Origin of the sequence: Prosthecobacter sp., from assembly GCF_044373815.1 — a bacterium.
Taxonomy (GTDB): domain Bacteria; phylum Verrucomicrobiota; class Verrucomicrobiia; order Verrucomicrobiales; family Verrucomicrobiaceae; genus Prosthecobacter.
The window spans coordinates 1-14312 of the sequence record NZ_JBIPNG010000134.1; the positions used below are offsets into that span (position 1 = coordinate 1).

A 14312-nucleotide genomic window follows, 5' to 3' on the forward strand; every position below is an offset into this window, starting at 1 on the left:
AGCCCTCTGATTTTCCTCCTATGACTCTCTCATTCACCAAAATGAACGGCGCCGGCAATGACTTCGTCATGCTGGACAATCGCGACCTTTCCATCGCGCTGACCAAAGAGCAGATCGAAAAGCTCTGCGACCGCCATCGCGGCATCGGGGCCGATGGCCTGCTCTGCGTGGAGCCCGCCACGGCGGACGGCGACTTCAAGATGCGCTACTACAACGCCGACGGCGGCGAGGCCGAAATGTGCGGCAATGGCGCGCGCTGCTTTGGCCGATTCGTGAATCATCTGCACGGCGACACGCTCACCAAGATCCGCTTTGAGACTCTCGCCGGCATCATCTCCGCGGAGTTCGAAGGCGGTCACGTGCGCATCAACATGAGCGCCCCGCACAACCTCAAGCTGTCCCAGCACCTCGAAGTGTCCGGTGCCGGGCTGACCGTGCACAGCGTGAACACAGGCGTGCCACACGCGGTGGTGATGGTTGATGATCTGGAAGCCGTGCCCGTGCGCGAGTGGGGTGCTTCCCTGCGCTACCATGAAGCCTTCAAGCCCAAGGGCACCAATGCGAACTTCGCCAAAGTCCTCGCCCCCGGCAGCATCTCCATCCGCACCTATGAGCGCGGTGTGGAGGACGAAACCCTCGCCTGCGGCACCGGCATGGTCGCCTGCGCCCTGATTTATCACGAGCTCACCGGCGAGCCCAGCCCCATCAGCGTCCTCGTCAAAGGCGGCGACACCCTGAAGGTGGGATTCGAGGAGGTGGACAAGAGCGAGTACACCAATGTGACCCTGTTTGGACCCGCAGATTTCGTTTTCCAAGGCACAGTTCAACTCTAAAGTTTCCGTCCTTTCCCTTATTGCCCCATGTTCGCCGGAACCCACACAGCCATCGTCACCCCTTTTCGCAACGGCCAAGTCGATGAAGCCGCTCTCAAATCGATTATCGACTTCCAGTTCGACAACGGTGTGACTGGCGTTGTGCCTTGCGGCACCACCGGAGAGTCCCCCACGCTGGATCACGAAGAGCACTCCCGCGTGGTGAAGCTGACCGTCGAGTTCTCCAAAGGACGCGGCGTCGTCATGGCAGGCACCGGATCAAACTCCACCCATGAGGCCATCGAACTCACGCAGGAAGCGGAGGCGGCAGGAGCCACCGCATCCCTGCAAGTCGCGCCCTATTATAACAAGCCCACCCCGGAAGGCCTGTACCAGCATTTCAAAGCCATTGCCGACAACACGAAGCTCCCGCTCATGCTCTACAGCATCCCAGGACGCTGCGGCATTGAGATCGGTCTGGATGTCCTCGTCCGCCTCGCGGAAAACTGCCCCAACATCCGCTCCATCAAGGAAGCTGGCGGAAATCCTGAGCGCGTCAGCCAGATGAAGCAGATCCTTCCGGCGGACTTTGAGATCATGTCCGGCGACGACGGCCTCACCCTGCCCTTCATGTCCGTAGGCGGCGTGGGCATTGTCAGCGTGGCGGGGAACATCATTCCAAAGCAGATCAGCGAGATGGTGCAGCTGGCCCTGAAGGGCGACTACGTCTCCGCTCTGAAGATCCACACGAAGTACTACCCGCTCTTTGCCGCCTTCCTGAAACTGTCCACCAACCCAATCCCGATCAAAACGGCGATGGCGCTGGCCGGCTACTGCACCGACGAGCTGCGCTTGCCGATGACCGGCATGGAGCCCGAGAAGGTCGCGGAGCTAAGCGCCACGATGAAGAAGCTGGGCATCATCTAATCACCAGCGCCATGAACGCAGCATACCCTCCGGCATTCTTCATGCGGGGGTCGTGTTTTGTGTTGTTCTCGCTGCTTGCCACTTCGTGCGCCATTCGTTCGAAGCCTGATGCTGATTGGAACGGCCTCAAGATATGGCATCAAGTCGCCAGCAATCCGCCGATCTATGTCCCGACTGGCTATGGCGTCAACCAACCGCGAACGGTCCGTGATGGAACTTGGTTTACGGATAAACGAGATGGCAAACGCGTCTTTGTTCCCAATCAACCTATGCGCGGTTGGGAGCACGGCGTCCTCATTGGCGAGGCGAAAAAAGTGACCGGTTACGACAGCAAGCCCCGCTTGGCTCCAGGGCAGAAAATTTGCTGGGGCATCATCGCGTTCTTCGCTGCCATGGGTGACACGAAAGTTCCGCTTCCAGACTGACACCGAAACGGGGCATGTTTGGGTAGCCGCTGGACAGCCAGCCGCCGATGCGGCATCAATAGGGCATGAAGTTTCTGCGCCACCTATGCCTTCTTTTGCTGCTGGGGCTGTCCAGTTGCAGCTACCTTGCCAACAAGTTCGCGTCCTCGAAGAAATCGCCTGAGGACAAGCGGGTCGGCGAGGCCAAGGTGATTGGCGTGATCGAACTGGTGAACCCGGAGCAGAACTACGTGCTCATCAATTGCGAGCATCGGGTGGACATCCCGGCGGGGACCGAGATCATCTCCCAGGGCATCAACGGCACGGATGCGAAGCTCAAGGTGACACCGGAACGCAAGGGCAACTACATCACGGCGGACATCACGCAGGGCACACCGCAGCTGCGCGATCTGGTGGTCTATCAGGTCAAGCGCGATGCACCGCCCCCGCCCACCACGACCACCGCATCGGGTGCCATCGTGCCTTTGGCTACGGTAATGAGGGCTGATGTGATCCCGCCTCTGGATGCTCCATTTCAGCCGATAGCACCGGTGCAACCCTCATTCGTTCCATCTCCGGCTCCGCCGCCGCCACTGCAGCAGGCACCTGCAGCCCCTGCCCCGGTCAAAAAAGAAGAGCCTGCGGTGGATCTGAGCAAACTGCCACCTGTGATCCGATGATCTCCGAAAGCGAGGCACTCGCCCGCGTGCTGGCGGCAGTGACGCCGTTGCAAGCCGAACCCACAGCTTTGCTGGATGCGCTGGATCGTTATGCAGCGCAGGATGCGTTGGCTACGGTGCCGATTCCGGCCTTCGATCAATCTGCGATGGATGGCTACGCCATTATCGCCGCCGAAAGCACGAGCACTCAGCCGCTGCGGGTCATGGGCGAACAAGCCGCCGGACTGGATACCGCGTTAAGTCTCCAAACCGGCTGCGCCATTCGCATTTTCACCGGCGCACCAGTTCCCGCTGGAGCCGATGCCGTGATCATGCAGGAAGATGTGCGGCGGGATGGAGATGCCATCGTCTGCACCGATCCCGTCACCGCTGGAGAAAACATCCGGCGCGCTGGAGCAGACCTGTGCCAGGGCCAGTTCGTGCTACGCGCTGGAGAGCAGATCACCCCCGGACGCATGGCCTTGCTGGCCTCTCAGGGACTTGATCAAATCTCCGTGCATGCGCTGCCGCGTGTGGCGGTGCTGAGCACCGGAGATGAACTGGTGACACCCGGCTCCGGCCCGCTGCTGGCCGGGCAGATTTACAACACGAACGGCCTCATGCTGCGCGGCATGCTGGCGCAGCTGGGCATTTGCACCAGCACTCAGGCCCACTGCCGCGATGATCTGCACAGCACCACCGAGACACTGCGTGAGCTGATGCAGGCCCATGATGTCGTGTTGATCAGCGGTGGTGTTTCCGTCGGCGATCATGATCAGATCAAGCCCGCGCTGAAAACGCTCGGCATCGAGCCCGGCCTCTGGCGCGTGAAGGTGAAGCCCGGCAAGCCGTTTCTCTTTGCCCAAGACGCAAAAACCTATGTCTTCGGTCTGCCGGGAAATCCGGTGTCTTCCTTCGTGACCTACCTGCTGTTTGTGCGGCCGGCTTTGCTGAAAATGATGGGCGCATCGGATTCCCATCTCAAGCCACGACTGATCCCCGCCACCACTGGCACCGCGCTCTCGAATCCTGGCGACCGCCCACACTATCTGCGCGGCACACTCACCCAGGGTCAGTTCATGCCCTTCGGCCTGCAGCAGAGCCATGCACTGCTGTCCCTGAGCCGCTCGAATGCATTGCTGCGACTGGAGGCCGGACAAAATCTGCAGGCCGGAGATGCCGCCGATGTGTGGTTGCTGGATTGATTGGTTGCGCACCCCGCACCGCCATCCATTCTGCCGGTCTTCACATGGAACACGTTCTCGTCATCACCCGTCAGCTCTTCGATCAACTCGGCAGTTTTCAAGGCTTCCAAGCCGATGCCACGCGCTACTTGCACGCGATGCTGGCCCCGGGAGCCAATCACTTCATGGAACGCCCTGCGGCTGAAAAAGACCCCTCCCATAAGCAGCTCATCCCATATGCCATCTTTCATCACGAAGGCCGCTATCTGAGCTACACCCGCGGCGGCAGCTCGGGAGAAAAGCGCCTCGTGGCCAAGCGCTCCATCGGCATCGGCGGACATATCAATCCGGTGGATGCAGCGCAGGATGGCCTTGGCGAAACGATGTACTACAACGGCGTCGAACGTGAGATGGCCGAAGAGCTGGTGATCGGCGGCACACACACGCAGAAAGTCATCGGCCTGATCAATGACGACGCGACGGAAGTCGGCAGCGTACACCTCGGAGTGGTGCATTTCTTTGACCTCAGCAGCGACGATGTTCAGTCCAATGAAGACGCCATCCAGGACCTGCGCTTTCATACTCTGGCGGAACTGCACGCCATGCGCGACCAGCTTGAAACGTGGTCACAAATTTGTGTGGACCATCTCTGGAGCGTTCAAAAATAATTGATATTTGTGCGTCCGTAAGAAATGCTTGTCTCTTGAGTCAACGAGTGTTTCTCTTACTTTAATGGAAGAATCATCACTCAGCGCCGCAGCGACCCCCATCGCTTCGCTGAACCAGCCCGCTCCCGGCAGCAGCTCTGCGGAGGATCGCATCCTGGTGGATAAAGCCCAAGCGGGTGACACGCGTGCCTTTGATGACCTCGTGCGCAAATACACACCCAAGCTCTATGGTTTGGTTTATAACATGACCTCGAACCGCGAGGACACTGCTGACTTGCTGCAGGATGTGTTTGCCAAAGCCTACCGCTCCATCAAGCGTTTCATGGGCAAGTCTTCATTTTACACATGGATCTATTCCATCGCGGTGAACATGACTTTGAACTTTCTTAAGAAGCGAGGGAGGCATCACAAAGTCAGTCTTGACGATGTAGATACGGGCATCGAGAACGATCCCGAATTCATTCGCGTCACCACGGCCAACTCGGGCACGCTGCGCGAAGTAAACATCCACGAACTGCAAAAAAGGTTGAACGCAGCCATGATGAAGCTGTCCGAAGACCATCGTACGGTGGTGACTTTGTACGATGTCCAAGGTCTCCAGCATGCCGAAATCAGCAAGATACTTGGAGTCTCGGAAGGGACCGTCAGATCACGATTGTTTTACGCACATCGCCTGCTCCAGACTTATCTTGAAGATTTCGTGAAATAAATACGCCACCAGCACCATTGAAGAAACAACAATCCACAGCACGCCATGAGTGAGTTTGAAGACATCCAGCGGTTGATTCGATTGAAGCGGTTCGAACAACCTGAGGAAGGGTTCACCGAAAAGTTTCTCCAGCAGTTTCATCAGAGACAGCGGGCTGAAATGCTGCAGCAGTCGTCCTTGGAATTGTTCTGGGAGCGTGCCACCACCTGGTGGAGCAATCTTCTGGTGCCCAAGTGGGGCATGGTGGCTGCCGCCGTTTCCGTTTGTGCCATGAGCCTCTGGCTGCTTTCGCATCCTTCTGAAAAGCCCGGTTTGGAAGTCACGGCTGCCCCCGTCGTTCCTGAGAAGCCCTTCATTCCCAAACTGGACCTCAGCGACCTTCCCCTTGCACGCATGGCTGAGCATGACGATGCCACCATGGCCGACATGCTGATCCGCAGACATCTTGAGATCCGCCCCGCTCTCGAAGGCAATGTATTGCCTGCGAATGGCTGGGAGCAGCCCTCACTGCGCAATGCCAAGCCCGCCATCCAGTCGGGTCTCGAGGGTATGCTGGGCAAATAAGCCCCGCTCCCGCACATGCAGGCCCCAGGTGGGCAACAGCCCCCTGGCAGGTGAAAACTTCCCTTTGCCAGCAGGGCTACCCCGGCGTAAACCTCGCGCTGCTCATGGGAAACCGCCCTGACATTCGCCTAACCACCCGAATTAGTTTCGGACTCATCCGCGCCTGACGCCGCCGGAGGAGTCCGTTGTCATGCATGCCTGCGCTAAAAGCGCCCCCGGCATTCGGCGTCCCGGACCTCATGGCAACCGCCATCCCGTCCTGTTTTCTCGTTGCACCCACCTTCCATCTCTTCATTTCCCCTCCCCACATGTCTCCAGTTACCATCTATGACACCACCTTGCGTGACGGCACGCAGGGCACCGGCATCTCCTTCAGCACCCTCGATAAAATCCGCGTCGCGGAAAAGCTCGACGAATTCGGCGTGCACTACATCGAAGGCGGCTGGCCCGGCTCCAACCCCAAAGACGCCGCCTTTTTCGAAGAGGCCTCCAAGCGCCACTGGAAGACCGCGAAGATCACCGCCTTCGGCATGACCCGCCGTGGCAAAATGAAGGTCGAAGACGATCCACAGGTCAAGATGCTGCTCGATGCCAAAACACCTGCCGTGACAATCGTCGGCAAGACTTGGGCGCTGCACGTCACCGAAGTCTTCCAGGTCAGCCTGGAAGAGAACCTCTCCATGATCTCCGACACGGTGGCCTACTTGAAAAAGCATGGCCGCGAAGTGCTCTATGATGCGGAGCATTTCTTCGACAGCTTCAAAGAGGATCCTGAATACTCGTTAAAAACCATCAAGGCCGCCCAGGATGCCGGAGCAGATCTCATCGTGCTCTGCGAAACCAATGGCGGCGCGCTGCCTGAGTTCGTCGAAGACACGACACGCAAAGTCATCGCTCATCTGGGACGGCCCGTGGGCATCCACACGCACAACGACGGCGGTGTCGGCGTGGCCAACGCCCTCGCAGCCGTGCGCGCCGGCGCCTGCCAGGTGCAGGGCACCATCAATGGCTACGGTGAGCGCGTGGGGAACTGCAACCTCACCACCATCATGCCCAATCTGCAAATCAAGATGGGCATCCCGCTTGGCATCGACCTCACCCGTTTGCGCGAACTCGCCAACTTCGTGGATGAACTCGCCAACGTGCCGCATGACATCCGAGCCCCATATGTAGGCGTGGCTGCGTTCACGCACAAAGGCGGCCTGCATGTGCATGCCGTGCAAAAGCTGGCCCGCACCTACGAACACGTGGACCCCACGCTCGTCGGCAATCAGCGCGTCATCACCATCTCAGACATGTCCGGCCAGTCCAACGTACTAGTGAAAGCCGAAGGCATGGGCTTCAAATTCGCCAAGGGCGACCCCCGAGTGCAGACCATTCTCACCGAGGTGAAGCGCCTCGAAAGCGAAGGCTATGAATTCGAAGCTGCCGAAGCCTCCTTCGAGATGCTCATCCGCAAGCAGCTCGGCCAGCATCAGCCAGTGTTTAACCTTATCGAGTATCACTCCACACACCGTCATCATGGCGGTGAGCATGGTTTTGAAACTTGTGAAGCTACCATCAAACTCGAGGTCGGTGACAGCCGTGTTTACACCGTGGATGAAGGCGACGGCCCGGTGAATGCGCTGGACAACGCGCTTCGCAAAGCCCTCCTGCCCTTCTTCCCGGCGCTCAAGGACATGCGTCTGGCAGACTACAAGGTACGCATCATCGACGGCGGCACAGGCACGGCGGCGAAGACACGTGTGCTCATCACCAGTACGGATGGCAACGCCACCTGGGGCACCGTCGGAGTGAGCTGCAACATCATCGACGCAAGCTGGAAAGCGCTCGTCGATGGCATCGAATACTTCCTGCTCAAGCGCTCCTAAACCGCCTTCATTCCCGCTGCCTCCAGAACCGCCAGCAGATCTGGCGGCAGCGGCGCTTTGACAGTGAGCTGCTGACCCGATGCGGGATGCTTCAGGCCCAGTTCATGCGCATGCAGGAACAGCCGTTTGGCCAGAATGGTTTTGCGCAGTTTGCGGTTCAGATCAAAAGAGCCGTACACATCATCCCCCACCAGCGGAAGCTGCCTTGAAGCCGCCTGCACGCGAATCTGATGCGTCTTGCCGGTGATCAGCTCGACTTCGAGCAGGACCACGCGATTGAGCGTATTCGCCTCAAGCACCCGGTATTTTGCCTCCGCATTCGGGCGTGCTCCATGGCGCACCGTCGTGCGAACCTGATGTTTGGCATGCGCTGTGATGAGATGATCCAGCCACACACCCTCAGGCTTGGCAGCACTGCCACTGCATAAGGCGAGATATTTTTTTCGCACCAGCTCAGCTTCAAACGCCGCACGACATGCGGCTGCTGTTTTTTCATCCTTGGCCCCCAGCAAGACACCCGAAGTGTCCTGATCGAGACGATGCATCAGCCACACGATTCCTGCCGCCGTTTTGAAACAGCGCCGGTCATGATCATAGCTGCCCTCAAACGCGGCCATCTGCGGTTTCCCCGCCTTCGGATTCGGGTGCGAGAGCACGCCATGTGGCTTGTTCACCACAATGAGGAAACGATCCTCATGAAGTATGTCGCAGCGGGTCATGGCGGAGGCGGGAGTCATTGGGGCTGATACTTCTGCACCAAATACTCTTCCAGCGCATCGTACCAGTTGCGAATCTCACCGCCCAGCAGGCTTTGCAATTTCGCATTGCTCATCACGGTCATCAGCGGTCGTGGCGCCTTGAGCTGCGTGAGGCTGGCCAGTTCGATGGGCTTCACGGTTGTGGTTTTGACCGGCACCTCCAGCCGGGCGGCAATGGTGAGCGCGGCCTCAGCCCAGGAATGCCAGGATGCGACTCCACTGTTGCACAGATGCAGCACGCCACTGGTTGTCGGATGCCGGACTATCAATTGTTCGATCCAGCCGCAGATGTCAGCATTGCTCGTCGGCACCGAAATTTTATCTGCCACCGCACTCAGGTCGTCAGTCTGCAGCGCACGCTGAATGATATTGTCAGGATGACTTGGCTTGTCGGGACCAAACAACCAAGAAACACGTGCCACTAGAGCGCCAGGAGATGCCTTCAGCACCGCCTGCTCTCCGGCAAGCTTGGTGCGGCCGTATATGTTTGCCGGAACCGTCTCATCTGCTTCAAACCACAGGTCTCGCTCCTTCCCGCTGAACACGTAATCAGTGCTGAAATGGATCATGCGTGCTCCACGCAGCTCACAGCATTCAGCAAGAATCTGGGGCGCCAAAGAATTGGCCAGGAATGCGCGCTCCGGCTCCACCTCACAAACATCCGGGCTGGTCATGCCTGCGGCATTGAGCAGCACATCGAATTTCTGTGATGCCAGCGCGGCAGAGATGGTGTCTGGCCGCTCAAAATTCAGATCTGCACGACCCCATGACAGGGTTTCAAAACTGGCGGCAAAGTGGCGGTGCAAGGCACGGCCCAAGCCACCGGTGGCGCCGAGAATGAGGATGCGGGGGGCTGGCATGCCCCATGCTTGCCATGCCTCCCGTGCTTGCAAAGCCAAAAGGTATGTCCAAGGTGAGTGCAGGACTGATTAAGGATGAATGAGTGAAGCACAGCCCAAAATTGTAATTATCGGCGCCGGCCTTGCGGGGCTGGCCTGTGCCCGTGTGCTGGCGGCGGCAGGTCGTCCCTTCACCCTTTTGGAGGCCTCCAACGCCGTTGGCGGCCGGGTGCGCACGGATGTGGTCGATGGCTTCCAGCTCGATCGCGGCTTCCAGATTTTCCTGCCGGCCTATCCTGAGGCCAAACGAGTGCTGGACTATGAGGCTCTCGACCTGCGACCGATCTACCGTGGTGCGGATGTCTTCGTCAAGAATCGTTTCCACCGCCTGGCGGACCCTCTGGCCCATCCGCTGGACGCACTGAAAAACTTCAACGAATCCATCGTAAGCCTGCGTGACAAATGGACCACGCTGCTGCTGCGCAAGGAAGTTTTCGGCCTGCGCGAACCTCCTGCCGAGCTCCCAGAAATGGAAACGGAGGACTACCTTCGCGACTTCGGCTTCTCTGAAAACATGATCGACCGCTTCTTCCGCCCGTTTTTTGGCGGGGTCTTTCTGGAAAAGGATTTGCGCACCAGCGCACGCATGATGCTGTTTTTATTTGCCATGTTTGACCGGGCGGGCAGCGCGGTGCCAGCACGTGGCATGCAGGCGATCCCTGATCAGATCGCTTTGGCACTTCCACCGGGAAGCCTGCGGCTGAATTCTCCGGTGTCTGCCGTGCGCGCCGGTGAGGTCACTCTGGACACCGGAGAAGTGCTGCATGCAGACCACGTCATCGTGGCGGTCAGTGAAGAAGTCGCTCATCGGCTGTTACCTCCTGCGGAAAACACCACTCTCCTTCCCAGCCGCTCCACCACCTGCATGTATTTTGCCACGGATGATCTGCCGCCGGGCGATGCCATCCTGCATCTGGATGGGGATGGCCGCGGTCCGGTCAACAGCATCCTCGCGCTCTCACGCGTCTCACCGCACTATGCGCCACCAGGACAGCATCTCATCTCCGCTTCCATCATTGGAGCTCCATCCAGCACTGAATTGGAGCAGGTCGTACGCGAGCAAATGAGAAGCTGGTTCGGAGAGGCCGTCGTCTCCAAATGGCGGCACCTGCGCACCTACCAGATTCGACATGCTCAGCCTGAGAGCAGGCAGTTGCGGCTCGGTGATCGCCCGCTTGCCAGTGTGATCCAGCCCGGTCTCTACCGCTGCGGCGACTGGTGTGAGCAGGTCTCCATCAACGGCGCACTTCTCAGCGGCCGTCGATGCGGAACGGCGGTAATGAAAGCGTTGGGAGAACCGAGCTCGGATTAGGCGTGGCCGGAGCGGACTCCGTGGGCAGCGTAAACGGGTTGATCGTGGCAGGGGCGCTGTTGAGCCTCACCTCCACCTTCGTCACGCCAAACTTCTCGGGCTTCTTCTCTGCAATCGCACGCAATTCCTGCGCAACGCCCTCGATATCTGCCCGGTTCTTGAGGTCCCGAATGGTCACGGTGGTGAAGCCCGGCCCAGCCTGCACATCGATCTTGCTCGCGGGCACTCCCATGTCCATGTGAATGAGTTTCTCCCAGGCACTGGCATGCTGCAGGTCTGGCAGTGTGACGAGCCCGACTTTGTGATAACGATCCTCCTCCTCTGAGTTTGATTCAGGTGTGCTGGCGGCCTGCTTGTTCTGGCAGGCGACGAGACAGTTGAAGATGGCGAGGAGGAGGAAAAATCGGGGGATCACAGTTTGATAAAAGCCTTCTGTTTATACAGCCACCAGCAGATCAGCCAAAGCACAAAAAGCACTCCGCAACGCTCGATGACCGGTGTCCAGTACGCCGGGAAAGCCGTCTCCGGCAGGTGCTTGTGCAGATTCTCGGTGATCCACCCAGCACAAAGGCTGTGCAGCAGGTAAATCACGATGCTGTTCATGCCCACGACTACCAGCGGGAAAACCAGCCGCCGCATGCCGAGGATCTCCACCAGCCAGTAAAAAATCGAAAGCAGGATGAGCACCCAGCCGCCGCTCAGCACAGCCCAGGAGGGCGTCCAGATGCGCTTCACCACTGGCAGCAGCGTGTACTGATCGAGCTGCTCACCCACCACAGGCAGGATCTTGAGATCCAGCGCCGTGCCTGCCACCACCAGCAGGATGCCAGTGACCAGCAGTGTGACGCACCTGCCCTTGTCCGTTTTCCGGCTGTTCATCAGGAAGCCGCCCGTGAGCGCACCACCGAGCATCGTGGCAAGCGCAGGGACGCAGTTGAGCGTTTGATAGCCTCCATTCGTATACTGGTATGGATGCGCCTGCGGCAGGAGATTGAGCCACCAGCGGTCAAAGGCCGCAGCGGCATTGGTGTGGATGTTCCAATGTCCGGCAAAACCTGGCAGGATCCCATGCGCCGAGTCCTTCATAACCGCGATGGCGGCGAGTTCCTGCGGCGTCGGCAGTGGATGGTTGATGAAGAACCAGGTGTACCCCGCCAGAATCAGAATGATGCCGGACATGATGTATTCCCAGCCCATGCGAGACAGGAGAAAGAGCACGAAATAGCCGAGGCCGATCTGGGCCAGCACATTGGTAAACAGAAACACCGTGTGCTTGTCTCCGGAACGCGTGGCCAGCATCACCCCCAGCGCCACCAGCAGGAAGGAGCGTGAGAGCGCATGCCAGGCCATGCCAAAAAACGACTGCCCGTGCTCACGCCTCTTCGCGTACGAAAACGGCACCGCCATGCCCACCATGAACATGAAACTCGGCTGGATCAGATCCCACAAGGAGCAGCCCTGCCAGTCCTGATGCGCGAACTGCGGTTTGATGAACTCCCAGACGGAGCCTGGATGCGCCGCCGCCATCTGCGATATGCCAAAGCCCGCAGAGGCCATCAGCAGCATGATGAACCCTCGAAAAGCATCGAGGGACAGAAGACGTTGGTTGGAAGTGGTCGGGTTCATGGAGCAACCACAAACGCCACTCGTGCAGGCCTGCTATCGAAAGCCGTGAAGGTTGTGCTCAGGCAGCCTTGAGAACCTCGTGCGTGTGGATGGCAGGATTGACAATATCACGCACGAACTGAGCCGGTTCCGCACCTTCTCCAAAGACATAGATGCGGGTCCGCAGGGTGAGCTTTTTGATCTCAAAACCCGGATTCTCGGTGCTGCGGTAATAATTGAGGATCATTTCTTTTTCCAGATCCAGCGCCGCACCTTTCATTCCGTATTCCAGCACAAAGGCGGCTTTTTCAAATGCAGGCTGGCCGCCGATGCGGGCCTCCTGGCTGATGGAATCGATCAAAACCTTGTCCACAAAAGCCTTCAGCGCCGCCTCATCTCCTTCGAATTCGATCTTGTACACCCGCCCCTCACGGTATTTCAGCGGCAGCGGATGTGGAGCGTACAGCAGCTTGTGGCAGTCGCTTTCAGTGTCGAATTTACCGAGGATTTCAAAAATTTGGGTCACGAGGGTGGCGGGGATGGTTGCCAGCCTTCCTAGCAAGAACGCCCGCCCGCGCAAGCTCGCAGCGACCTGCCGTGAATCCCTCTTGCCTCCCCTGCCCCGGCCTGCTAGAACTGCACTGTTATGCCACGTATTCAATTCACCACTCCTGACGGTGCCTCTGGCGCCCTCGAACTCGACGCCGAACGCATGTCCGTGGGGCGTGCTGATGACAACCAGCTCATCATCGCTGACGATTCTGTGTCCAGTCACCATGGTGAGTTCGCCTTCGACGGCAGCAGCTGGACGTTCACCGACCTCGGTTCCACCAACGGCACCAAAATCGGCGGATCCCGTGTCGATAACGTCAATCTCACCTCTGGCGCTGCGTTTCAGCTCGGCAACGTGAACTGCGTTTTCCTTGGCGATGGCGAAGAAGAAGCCTATTCCGCCCAGACCACCACGATGTCCACTCCATCCAGTGGCTATGGCATTCTCCCTTACAATGGCCGTCTGCGCACGGGCTTTGGCCCGAAGGTGAAGCAAAAAAATCCTGGCGGGGCTTTGCTCACACTGCTCGGGGTGGCAGGCATTCTGGCCTGCGGTGCCGCCATTTATTTTGCCAATCAAATGGGAGTCTGAGACCGTCAATAGCACGCGCTCGCGAACCTGGCTCCCGTACGGAGCACTCCAGCGGTCCTTCCGACTGCCATGGTACGGTCTGCGCGTCATTAAAACAACCCTTTGTGGCATCCCCATGCCGCCATCCCAAGAAAAGAATCCATGTCTAATACAATCATTGTCGGTGCCCAGTGGGGCGACGAAGGAAAAGGTAAAATCGTTGATTACCTCACTGAAAACACTGACGTCGTCGTCCGTGCCGCCGGTGGCAACAACGCCGGCCACACCGTCATCAGCAACGGCACCAAGTACATCCTGCACCTGATCCCTTCCGGCATTCTCTGGAAAGATAAAATTTGCGTCATCGGCAACGGCGTCGTCATGGACCCCACCGGTCTGCTCGCAGAAATGGCCAAACTTCGCGGCCAGGGTGTCACCATCACCCCGGAAAACCTCCTCATCAGTGAAACCGCCCACCTCGTCATGCCCTACCATCGCGGCCTGGACAAGGTGCGCGAAGCCAAGCGTGGCGACAAAAAAATCGGCACCACGGGTCGCGGCATTGGCCCGGCCTACGCCGACAAAGTCGAGCGCGACGGCCTGCGCACCATCTTGATGACGCAGCCGGAAATCTTCGAAGAGGAACTCCGCGACCGCCTCGCCCGTCACAATGCCACCTTCGCGGATCTCGGCGTCGAACTCGTCCCCGTGGAAGAAACCGTCAAGGAGATGCTCGAAGCCGCCAAAACGCTGGCACCTCACATCACCAATACCACGGTGTATCTGCACGAGGCGATCAAGGCCGGCAAAAGCCTGC

General features: G+C 58.7%; 17 protein-coding genes. 12 read left to right on the top strand and 5 right to left on the bottom strand.

Annotated features, from left to right (window positions below):
• Positions 1-20 precede the first annotated feature (20 nt).
• The 9 genes from dapF to cimA all read left to right on the top strand — a co-directional run bounded on the left by dapF (position 21) and on the right by cimA (position 7798).
• On the top strand, positions 21-833 hold the full coding sequence (dapF, locus tag ACIREA_RS12860) for a diaminopimelate epimerase (RefSeq protein WP_397382676.1): 813 nt from the start codon (positions 21-23) through the stop codon (positions 831-833).
• A gap of 27 nt (positions 834-860) precedes the next feature.
• Positions 861-1739, top strand: coding sequence for a 4-hydroxy-tetrahydrodipicolinate synthase (gene dapA / locus ACIREA_RS12865; protein WP_397382677.1), 879 nt, complete (start codon positions 861-863; stop codon positions 1737-1739).
• A gap of 62 nt (positions 1740-1801) precedes the next feature.
• On the top strand, positions 1802-2164 hold the full coding sequence (locus ACIREA_RS12870) for a hypothetical protein (RefSeq protein WP_397382678.1): 363 nt from the start codon (positions 1802-1804) through the stop codon (positions 2162-2164).
• Between the two features lie 65 nt (positions 2165-2229).
• Positions 2230-2823: a hypothetical protein gene (locus ACIREA_RS12875; protein WP_397382679.1), complete on the top strand. Its 594-nt coding sequence runs from the start codon at positions 2230-2232 to the stop codon at positions 2821-2823.
• Positions 2820-4007, top strand: a complete 1188-nt coding sequence (gene glp / locus ACIREA_RS12880; protein ID WP_397382680.1) for a gephyrin-like molybdotransferase Glp — start codon at positions 2820-2822, stop codon at positions 4005-4007. Before ACIREA_RS12875 ends, glp begins: the two co-directional genes overlap by 4 nt.
• A 44-nt stretch (positions 4008-4051) precedes the next feature.
• Positions 4052-4654, top strand: a complete 603-nt coding sequence (locus tag ACIREA_RS12885) for a hypothetical protein (RefSeq protein WP_397382681.1) — start codon at positions 4052-4054, stop codon at positions 4652-4654.
• Between the two features lie 64 nt (positions 4655-4718).
• Positions 4719-5363 (top strand): sigma-70 family RNA polymerase sigma factor, encoded by a 645-nt coding sequence (locus ACIREA_RS12890; protein ID WP_397382682.1) that lies wholly within the window; start codon positions 4719-4721, stop codon positions 5361-5363.
• A gap of 45 nt (positions 5364-5408) precedes the next feature.
• Entirely contained in the window at positions 5409-5927 is a 519-nt protein-coding gene (locus ACIREA_RS12895; RefSeq protein WP_397382683.1) for a hypothetical protein, read from the top strand.
• A gap of 308 nt (positions 5928-6235) precedes the next feature.
• Positions 6236-7798: a citramalate synthase gene (cimA, locus tag ACIREA_RS12900; protein ID WP_397382684.1), complete on the top strand. Its 1563-nt coding sequence runs from the start codon at positions 6236-6238 to the stop codon at positions 7796-7798.
• On the opposite strand, the gene ACIREA_RS12905 is transcribed toward cimA, so the two are convergent.
• Positions 7795-8535: an RluA family pseudouridine synthase gene (locus tag ACIREA_RS12905; RefSeq protein WP_397382685.1), complete on the bottom strand. Its 741-nt coding sequence runs from the start codon at positions 8533-8535 to the stop codon at positions 7795-7797. The genes cimA and ACIREA_RS12905 overlap by 4 nt on opposite strands.
• A complete protein-coding gene (gene rfbD / locus ACIREA_RS12910) occupies positions 8532-9416 on the bottom strand; it encodes a dTDP-4-dehydrorhamnose reductase (RefSeq protein ID WP_397382686.1) in 885 nt (294 codons plus the stop codon). The genes ACIREA_RS12905 and rfbD overlap by 4 nt, the downstream gene beginning before the upstream one ends.
• Positions 9417-9495: 79 nt before the next feature.
• Between rfbD and ACIREA_RS12915 the strand changes: the two genes are divergently transcribed.
• Positions 9496-10767 (top strand): protoporphyrinogen/coproporphyrinogen oxidase, encoded by a 1272-nt coding sequence (locus ACIREA_RS12915; RefSeq protein ID WP_397382687.1) that lies wholly within the window; start codon positions 9496-9498, stop codon positions 10765-10767.
• Here ACIREA_RS12915 and ACIREA_RS12920 read toward each other — a convergent pair.
• From ACIREA_RS12920 to ACIREA_RS12930, 3 genes are read right to left on the bottom strand one after another with little or no spacing between them, the layout of a single operon-like run.
• Positions 10706-11182: a hypothetical protein gene (locus tag ACIREA_RS12920; RefSeq protein WP_397382688.1), complete on the bottom strand. Its 477-nt coding sequence runs from the start codon at positions 11180-11182 to the stop codon at positions 10706-10708. The two genes, ACIREA_RS12915 and ACIREA_RS12920, sit on opposite strands and share 62 nt — an antisense overlap.
• A complete protein-coding gene (locus ACIREA_RS12925; protein ID WP_397382689.1) occupies positions 11179-12393 on the bottom strand; it encodes an acyltransferase family protein in 1215 nt (404 codons plus the stop codon). Before ACIREA_RS12925 ends, ACIREA_RS12920 begins: the two co-directional genes overlap by 4 nt.
• A gap of 58 nt (positions 12394-12451) precedes the next feature.
• The gene (locus ACIREA_RS12930) at positions 12452-12898 is read right to left on the bottom strand and encodes a hypothetical protein (protein ID WP_397382690.1); all 447 of its coding nucleotides are present in this window, start codon (positions 12896-12898) and stop codon (positions 12452-12454) included.
• 120 nt (positions 12899-13018) lie between these two features.
• Here ACIREA_RS12930 and ACIREA_RS12935 point away from each other — a divergent pair, with 120 nt between their 5' ends.
• Positions 13019-13516 (top strand): FHA domain-containing protein, encoded by a 498-nt coding sequence (locus ACIREA_RS12935; protein ID WP_397382691.1) that lies wholly within the window; start codon positions 13019-13021, stop codon positions 13514-13516.
• Between the two features lie 141 nt (positions 13517-13657).
• Positions 13658-14312, top strand: a 655-nt coding sequence (locus tag ACIREA_RS12940) for an adenylosuccinate synthetase (RefSeq protein WP_397382692.1), incomplete at its 3' end; no start/stop codon positions are given.

What these genes read in the sequence shown, in the direction of transcription:
- ACIREA_RS12875 (WP_397382679.1), top strand. Translation starts at nt 2,230, where the DNA reads ATGAAGTTTCTGCGCCACCTATGCCTTCTTTTGCTGCTGGGGCTGTCC.
- ACIREA_RS12885 (WP_397382681.1), top strand. Translation starts at nt 4,052, where the DNA reads ATGGAACACGTTCTCGTCATCACCCGTCAGCTCTTCGATCAACTCGGC.
- dapA (WP_397382677.1), top strand. Translation starts at nt 861, where the DNA reads ATGTTCGCCGGAACCCACACAGCCATCGTCACCCCTTTTCGCAACGGC.
- ACIREA_RS12895 (WP_397382683.1), top strand. Translation starts at nt 5,409, where the DNA reads ATGAGTGAGTTTGAAGACATCCAGCGGTTGATTCGATTGAAGCGGTTC.
- glp (WP_397382680.1), top strand. Translation starts at nt 2,820, where the DNA reads ATGATCTCCGAAAGCGAGGCACTCGCCCGCGTGCTGGCGGCAGTGACG.
- ACIREA_RS12890 (WP_397382682.1), top strand. Translation starts at nt 4,719, where the DNA reads ATGGAAGAATCATCACTCAGCGCCGCAGCGACCCCCATCGCTTCGCTG.
- ACIREA_RS12925 (WP_397382689.1), bottom strand. Translation starts at nt 12,393, where the DNA reads ATGAACCCGACCACTTCCAACCAACGTCTTCTGTCCCTCGATGCTTTT.
- ACIREA_RS12905 (WP_397382685.1), bottom strand. Translation starts at nt 8,535, where the DNA reads ATGACTCCCGCCTCCGCCATGACCCGCTGCGACATACTTCATGAGGAT.
- rfbD (WP_397382686.1), bottom strand. Translation starts at nt 9,416, where the DNA reads ATGCCAGCCCCCCGCATCCTCATTCTCGGCGCCACCGGTGGCTTGGGC.
- ACIREA_RS12935 (WP_397382691.1), top strand. Translation starts at nt 13,019, where the DNA reads ATGCCACGTATTCAATTCACCACTCCTGACGGTGCCTCTGGCGCCCTC.
- ACIREA_RS12915 (WP_397382687.1), top strand. Translation starts at nt 9,496, where the DNA reads ATGAGTGAAGCACAGCCCAAAATTGTAATTATCGGCGCCGGCCTTGCG.
- dapF (WP_397382676.1), top strand. Translation starts at nt 21, where the DNA reads ATGACTCTCTCATTCACCAAAATGAACGGCGCCGGCAATGACTTCGTC.
- cimA (WP_397382684.1), top strand. Translation starts at nt 6,236, where the DNA reads ATGTCTCCAGTTACCATCTATGACACCACCTTGCGTGACGGCACGCAG.